Raw genomic sequence first — 8,143 nt, forward strand, 5'->3', positions numbered from 1 at the left:
CCTTTAAAAAATTTCTATTTATCTTCTGCTCAAATAAAAAGGATGCTAGATCAAGTGATTTAGCACCATTTTTTTCATTTTACCTCTAAAGTCAGGTTACATTGTATTCTTTCAAAAGATGTAAGTCAATGTAACACGATGAAACTTTTCATATATTTTTACATTTGATATGATATAATAGTTCATATTTTAAGGAGAAAGACTATGAAATTAACAATTCCAGAGCATTACAATCCTGTTCTATCCGTTCGTCAGACACAGGAAGCCATTAAATATATTCGCGATACTTTTCAACACGAATTTGGAAAAGAGATGAATCTGCTTCGTATTTCCGCCCCGTTATTCGTTGAAAAACGTTCCGGGTTAAACGATGATCTTAACGGCATTGAAGAACCGGTTCATTTTACAATGAAGGATATTGGTGATGAACGTATAGAAGTCGTACATTCTTTAGCTAAATGGAAACGTATGGCTTTAAAGAAATATGGCTTTCAGCTGCATGAAGGCTTATATACCAACATGAATGCGATTCGTAAAGATGAAGAATTAGATAACCTGCATTCTGCCTATGTAGATCAATGGGACTGGGAAAAAATACTGACAAAAGAAGAAAGAACAGAAAATGTTCTCAAGCAACATGTTCGCACGATTTTTAAAGTCATCAAACATATGGAGCATGAAGTCTGGTATAAGTATCCAGAAGCGGTTAACCATTTACCGGATAAGATTCACTTCATCACAACGCAGGAGCTTTTAGATAAATATCCAACCTATACGGCTAAAGAACGTGAAAATGCCATCACCAAAGAACTGGGCTGTGTCTTTATCATGAAGATTGGCGACAAGTTATCTAACGGTGAAAAGCACGATGGTCGTGCACCGGACTATGATGACTGGCAGTTAAACGGGGATATCTTATTCTGGTATGAACCTTTACAGTGTGCTTTAGAAATCTCCAGCATGGGAATTCGTGTCGATGAAAACAGTCTGGTGGAACAGCTTCGTAAAGAAGGAAAAGAAGAACGATTACAGCTTCCTTTCCATAGAGCCATCTTAGAACAAAGATTGCCTTATACGATCGGAGGCGGTATCGGTCAATCTCGATTGTGCATGTTATTATTGAAGAAAGCTCATATCGGTGAAGTACAGGCAAGCATCTGGCCGGAAGATATGATCGAAGAATGTTACAAAAACAATATTCAAATACTTTAGGATCTTCGCGATCCTTTTTTCATGAAAAAAAGCGCCTTTAAGACGCTATAAACTGTAGAAAATCTTCCATATTCCCTTTTTTATACACATTTAAATCCTTATTTTTAGAATTGATCAGACAATCCGTAATCAAATACGTATCCATTCCCAGTTCCATGGTGATCATATCTTCCTGTACATCATTGCCTACCATTAAACATTTCTGAGGATCCAGATTCCTTTGCTCCAGGATTTCCCGATAATAATATGGATTCGGCTTACAGAAACAGGAGTTCTCATACGTTGTGATGTATTCAAAATCATCCGGTTCTAACCCTGCCCAGCGAATCCTTGAATGTGTGGCTACCTGTGGAAAGATAGGATTGGTTGCCAATACCACTCTTCCCTTTTTCTTACAGGCATCCACGATCTTTTTCGATAATGGATTAAACCCACAGACTTGTTTGGCCGCTTGAAATTCATGGGCATAAAAAGAGTCAAATACTTCTTTGTCCTTCAGTTTTTCTTCTCCGTAAATCGAAACAAACACTTCCCAGAAACGATCGTAATTCATACACGAACCATCGTTTTGAATCATCGCATAGGTTCCCTTCCAGATCGAATCGATCAGTTGTTTGGCATCATACCCTAAAGGGGCAACCTTTTGAACCAATAATCCAAAATATGTTTTCACAAATTGTTCCTGGTCCATTGGAAGCAATGTTCCGTCTAAATCAAATAATACAGCCTGATACTCCATACATTTCCTCACTTTTTTAAAAAGTATAACATACTAAAACCGATTTGAATCTAATTTTTTGATGGGTTTGGCCGGGTTCCCCACAACGATCGTATCGGCTTCCACATCCTTGGTCACAACACTTCCGGCACCGACAATGGCATTTTCTCCAATCGTCACGCCCGGCAAGATCGTGGCACCGGCTCCGATCCAGGCATTTTTACAAATCCGCACATCTTCCACTGTTAAGATATCTCGATCGTAAAAATCATGATTATTTGTGATCACCTTTACATCCAGGGCAATACGAACATCGTCTTCCATATAAACCTGCCCTGCACTCATACATTTAAAATACGGCATGATCGTTACATTCTTTCCAATATGGATGTTTTTAGCTAAATTACAGTAAAAAGGCGTATGTACCTTAGAGCCTTCTTCGAATTCACCAAACAGTTCTTTTGGAATTTCTTTGTATCTAGGCGATGATGGATCACATTGATTCCATTCAAACAACAACGCTTTTGTCCGTTTTCCTTCCGCCTTTCGGTTTTCATCTTCTATACGCAAATCTACAGTTTTCATCTTGTCTTCCTTTCAATCGTTCTTCGAATATAAATATAACAAACAATATCTACGGCAATCGTCAATATCCAGGAAATCGGATAGGATATGTATAACGTTGATAATTCTCGATGTGCCTGAAAGATGGTAAAGATCCAAAAGATACGAAATACACAGACCCCCATCATAGATACGAGCATAGGCAAAATCGAATACCCCATTCCTCGTAAGCTACCCACAAATACGTCCATGATGCCGCACAAAAAATACGTGGTACAAATAAATGACAATCGAATCAAACCGATCCGGATGACCTCAGGGTCGGCTGAATAAATATGCAGTAAAAAGTTACCGCCTAAATAAGCACCCCAGCCCAGAATCAGTCCCACACAAACCACAATTCCCAAACATTCCAGAAGAATTTTATCGATTCTTTTAAATTGTCTGGCACCCATATTTTGCGAGGTAAAACTTAAATTGGTTTGATAGATCGCATTCATCGAAATATACACAAAGTTTTCTATGTTCAAACTGGCGGTATTTCCTGCCATGACGATCGATCCAAAACTGTTGACACTGGATTGAATCAATACATTCGATATACTAAATAACATTCCCTGTACACCGGCCGGAACACCGATCTTGACCATCTTGATTCCTTTATCCAAAGAAAAATGAAGACTCTTTCTCTGCAGGCGAATAGGCCCTTCATGGGCATGCAGGCAAAGCAGCACTAAAATGGCACTGATTATTTCGGCAACGATCGTTGCGGTAGCTACACCGGCTACGCCCCAGTCAAACACGATGACAAAGATCAAATTCAAAACAACGTTGACCATACCTGAGATCATTAAAAAATAGAGTGGTCTTTTCGTGTCACCGACAGCTCTTAATAAGGCAGTCCCAAAGTCATAAATAAGTAAAGAAGGCAAACCGATAAAATAGATTTGCATATAAATTGTCGATAATGGCAATACATCTTCCGGAGTAGCCATCCAGCTCAACAAAGTCCCGGCCGCAAAAAAGCCAAATACACCCATAAACAATCCGCCAAACAAGGCAAATAAAATGCCGGTATGAACAGCTTTTTGCGCATTCTCTACATCTCTGGCACCGATATATTGCCCAACCAACACATTGGCGCCAATAGAAATTCCTAAAAACAGATTGATCAGTAAATTGATCAGACTGGATGTCGAGCCAACCGCTGCCAAAGCCCTGCTGCCGGTAAATCGTCCTACCACAATGACATCAGCCGCATTAAATAAAAGCTGTAAGACACCGGACAGTATAACTGGTATAGAAAAGACGATCAATTTGGAAAAGATCGGCCCTTGTATCATATCCATTTGTCTTGCGTGCTTCATAAACATCCTTCTTTCACAGGCCGTATTATACTCGTTTTTTCAAAATTGTATAGAAAAAAAGCCGCCGAAACGACTTTTTATTCCTCTGCAGAAACATTTAGACAATCCGCGATGGATGTATCCTGCATCAATGTATTTGAATTATATAGAAACAAGATATCGGTAATCAATTGAGAATCCAACAGCTTTGATACATCTTCAAAGTAGTAACGAGGGTCGATGATATCAATCGTTCTAAAATGCGGAATTAAAAACTGTATCATCGAATTGGCATAGGAATCCTTGATCAACAACAGATGCCGATCACTGTCATTATCCATTTCTAATGAAATTCTTCCGGTGTTCCCTGACAAAAAGACCGTATATTGATCTTTGGTATGTAAGGCATCCATAGAATAAATAGAGCGTGAAGAGTCCCTGCTTATTTCATCGGTCATGATATATTCACTGTTTTCTTTTGGCACATAAATATCAATTTGATCTTCCATAAAGGCACTTCCGACCTTACCGGATAAAGTCCCTTTAAAATCTGTGGAAACCGGATACACATGGTAATCGGAGATCTCCGTTTGTCCAAGATCCATGCTGGAAGACAAGGCTTGATAGGCATAATAGCTACCTAAAGAAGTCCAGTGATGATCAGTCTTATAATATAAATACTCATTCTTATGCTCTTTAAAGGAATCACGAACATCCACCTTTTGAATCGATGCATCTAATTTAGATAGATAATCGTCGATCTGTGCATTCTGATCCAATGGTGTCGCAAAAGAAGGCAGCTTATCCGATTGCACACTAACCGCATTCGGTGCTAACAGAAAATACGATGCTTTTCCGGATTTTGTGCAAAACTGATTGATCGCCTGAATATTTCTTTCCTTTTGTTCTTCGTTGACAGCGCTGGTATCTTCAATCAATGCGCCTTTACCCAAATATACATCATCGATCTTTTTAACACCTGTCATCTTACTGATGAGATACTTTAACTGAATCCATTGATCTCGTCCTACAAACTGATCCGAATACCAGTTATTGACATCTTTAAAAAATTGACCGTCATTGATAGAAGACAAGCTGATGGCCGGAAACTGCTGCAGCGAACGGTTCTCCATCGAAGATGTCTTGGCATCGGGCCACAACAAATTCAATACACATACGATCACGACACAAACCGCAAGAATCGGACTCATTTTTTTCGATAATTTTGTCATTTTATCTTTCATATTCATCCCATCCCCTATCTAGAACGCAAAATACAAAAAGCTCTGGTATGTGCTACCTACCACAAAAGCGATACTGATACCAAAGAAAACCAGATATAAAACCGTAAAGGCTAATACCATTCGATTTCCTTTGACCTGCATCAATCTTTCTTCGATGCGATCAAACAGTGTACCTGAAAGCAGGATACCGATTATAAATAAGACTAAATGCCCGGTTAATACAAATAAGGCTTCCGTGTTAACCAACTCTGCGAAGTGGAACATACGACCAATCGTTCCAAACGCATCCATAATACTTGGACTACAGAAAAATACCCAACCAATCAATACGACAACTAAAGTATAAAGATGACCTACGATGCGTGGCAGTTTCTCCAAAATAGGACGAAGCACAAACTTCTCCAGCAAGATAAAAGCACCATAATAAAGTCCCCATAATATAAATGTCCAGTTGGCACCATGCCATAAACCGGTCAAAAACCATACGATCAATATATTTCGCACATAATCATGACGGTTGCCGCCTAAAGGTATATAGACATAATCACGAAACCATCTTGATAAGCTGATATGCCATCTTCGCCAGAAATCCTGTACACTGACTGCCACATACGGATGATCAAAGTTTGGTTTTAGATCAAAGCCAAACATGCGTGAAATTCCAATGGCCATATCACTATAACCACTAAAATCAAAATAGATTTCCAACATATAGCTAAGGGCATAAAGCCAGGCTCCCAACATACTTGTATTTTGTGACAGACTGGAAAATACCAGAGCAAACTGATCTGCCAGAAGCGCTTTTTTGATCAAGCCTTTGACAAACAACAAGGTGCCGGAATAAAACATTTCTCTTTGGAAAGGATGATACGAAAACTGATGTTCCATATCATGATAAAAGGCAATCGGGCCACTGGTGATCTTTCCAAAGAACGCAATATACAATCCTAGATACAATGGATTTTTCTGTGCCGGGCTGGTACCTTTATATACATCAGCCAGATAAGACAAAGCACTAAAAGTAAAGAAGGAGAGCCCTACCGGCAATGTGATATCAAAGCCTTCCAGCCCTACTATGCCCAATAAAAAATTCGTATATTTAAAAGCACCCAAAATCAAAAGATTAACGGCAACGGATAACCAAAAGTTTATCTTTCTTTGCCGCTCATCTTCTTCCTGCATCAACTGCAGACCACTGATATAATTCCATGCGATGCTCAGCAACAACAATAAAACATAATAAGGCTCATTCCATGCATAGAACAATAAGCTCAGCACAAACAAAACAACATCTTTTAAAAGTTGAGATGGCAAGAAGCGATAAAGAAGCACGGATACTGGTAAGAAACAAAATATAAAAATCAATGAATTAAATACCATACACGCACCCCCTTATAAGCTTTCCAAGAACTGTTCATCCATTGTTTTGGCATTCGTATCGACCACATACAATGCATAATTCGCCTGTATATCCACAACAGCCTGCTTTAATAACTGCACCTGATCCGGCGCATAGCCGTCATATAAGTTTGTCTGCTCGGCAATACGGCTTTCGATGGCTTGTTGAAACGCATTTTTTTGATCCGGATCCTTAAACTGCACCAATACATATTCATTGGCCTGCATGACATCATCAATCTTAAAATATACGATTCTTTCATACGCTTCCGGATCTAATCCCAAATTTTTTCGTATCGCCTGATTATCCTGCTGCAACAGAGTGCTTAAATCTAAATTCTCCTGTACTTTGGATAACACAACACCAAAATCCTCTTTACTCATCTTTGGACCGCTAAAGACATTCAACATGAGTATGATCAATAAAAGAAACACAACACCTTTGGCGGCCCATAAACCATACTTCATCAAAATTCCCCCTTAATTCTTATGACATGATCTATGTATTTTTCCCTGTTTCTTCTCTTCATAACCTATTTCCTCTTTTATCATTTATTTTAGCACAAGTACGACATACAGAGAGAAAAGATTTATGACTTTTTACAAGATACACTTATTCATTCTTTAATGGATGAAAAGAAAGGAAAAAAGCCTCCTGTCGGAAGCTTTCCAACCTTTATTGATCAATTGAATATCAAATTAAAATTTGTTCGTTCTTTTGAGATGTTTTAGGAGCGCCACAAATAATCAAAGACAGCTTTATTTTGTTGGCCCCATGTTGTTTCATTATGTTGACCGTTTTCGATCAGACGAAAAATAGCAGATGCATTACGCGCTGTAAATTCATTGACAAGCGTCTTCATATCATTGATTCTTTGATCTTGAAATACACTTTTAGCCAGTTCCTTCGTTCCCCAGCTTAAATATACTCTTGTATCCGGTGAAAGATTGGTTTTCTGAAATTCAGAAAGGATCTTTTCTTTACAGCCAAACACAGCACTGGAAAGACAAGCAGCTTTTGAGAAAATCGAATTGTAATGAAGAATTCCGTACAAAGCCATAAGACCTCCCATACTGCTTCCACCAATGCCGGTACATTCACGTAAAGGCATCGTACGATACCGAGAGTCAATATAAGGCTTTAGTTCATTGACCATCCAATCCATCAGCTGATCGCCTTTACCGTAAACATGGCCTAAATACGGCGTTGAAAATGTATAAGGACTAAATTCTGACAATCGTTGATTTCCCTCGTGATTACATTCCAAGCCTACAATGATAAATGGTTTATCATAAGAATTTAAAAATGTTTCCAGGCCCCAAGAAGTTCCATAGGTCGCATCTGCATCATTAAATAGGTTATGCCCGTCAAACATATACATGACAGGATATCGTTCTGTACTGTTTTTGTAGTCTTGTGGAAGATGAATGTGCAAAGTTCGATAAGTTGAAAAAGGTGTTATATAAACTCAATGTCATTAAGTTAAGCAAAACATGATCTTATGAGTCTTGTCTAAAAGAGGCGAGGCTCTTTTATTTGTGAAAAAAATCTAAAAAAGCTTGACAAAGAAAAAGTCGGAATCTTTAAACATAATCCGAAGGAATTATAGAGGAGGATTTTTACCTATGATTCCTGATCAAGTTTTATCGATCTTTAATCG

The 8,143-nt window shown here is 38.5% G+C and carries 7 protein-coding genes and 1 pseudogene; 1 reads left to right on the plus strand and 7 read right to left on the minus strand.

The features are described 5' to 3' along the window. The first annotated feature begins 204 nt into the window (after positions 1-204). Positions 205-1,212 (plus strand): aspartate--ammonia ligase, encoded by a 1,008-nt coding sequence (gene asnA, locus U0M88_RS00460; protein WP_022790368.1) that lies wholly within the window; start codon positions 205-207, stop codon positions 1,210-1,212. Between the two features lie 37 nt (positions 1,213-1,249). Here the strand turns inward: asnA and U0M88_RS00465 are convergent, their stop codons facing one another. From U0M88_RS00465 to U0M88_RS00495, 7 genes and pseudogenes are all read right to left on the minus strand, one after another. Then, positions 1,250-1,951, minus strand: coding sequence for an HAD family hydrolase (locus tag U0M88_RS00465; protein ID WP_195222370.1), 702 nt, complete (start codon positions 1,949-1,951; stop codon positions 1,250-1,252). A gap of 33 nt (positions 1,952-1,984) precedes the next feature. After that, a pseudogene (locus tag U0M88_RS10375) lies at positions 1,985-2,164 on the minus strand (DapH/DapD/GlmU-related protein); the annotation flags it as partial. 347 nt (positions 2,165-2,511) lie between these two features. After that, entirely contained in the window at positions 2,512-3,861 is a 1,350-nt protein-coding gene (locus U0M88_RS00475; protein ID WP_117446471.1) for an MATE family efflux transporter, read from the minus strand. A 77-nt stretch (positions 3,862-3,938) separates the two neighbouring features. Then, positions 3,939-5,084, minus strand: coding sequence for a DHHW family protein (locus U0M88_RS00480; RefSeq protein WP_331868571.1), 1,146 nt, complete (start codon positions 5,082-5,084; stop codon positions 3,939-3,941). 18 nt (positions 5,085-5,102) lie between these two features. After that, on the minus strand, positions 5,103-6,464 hold the full coding sequence (locus tag U0M88_RS00485) for an MBOAT family O-acyltransferase (protein ID WP_331868572.1): 1,362 nt from the start codon (positions 6,462-6,464) through the stop codon (positions 5,103-5,105). A 12-nt stretch (positions 6,465-6,476) separates the two neighbouring features. Then, positions 6,477-6,950, minus strand: coding sequence for a DUF4358 domain-containing protein (locus U0M88_RS00490; RefSeq protein ID WP_320802252.1), 474 nt, complete (start codon positions 6,948-6,950; stop codon positions 6,477-6,479). Positions 6,951-7,210: 260 nt separating this feature from the next. Continuing rightward, on the minus strand, positions 7,211-7,918 hold the full coding sequence (locus U0M88_RS00495) for an alpha/beta hydrolase (RefSeq protein WP_331868573.1): 708 nt from the start codon (positions 7,916-7,918) through the stop codon (positions 7,211-7,213). Positions 7,919-8,143 lie beyond the last annotated feature (225 nt).

It is taken from the genome of Faecalicoccus sp. (genome assembly GCF_036552745.1).
In the GTDB taxonomy this organism is placed as follows: Bacteria; Bacillota_I; Bacilli_A; order Erysipelotrichales; family Erysipelotrichaceae; genus Faecalicoccus.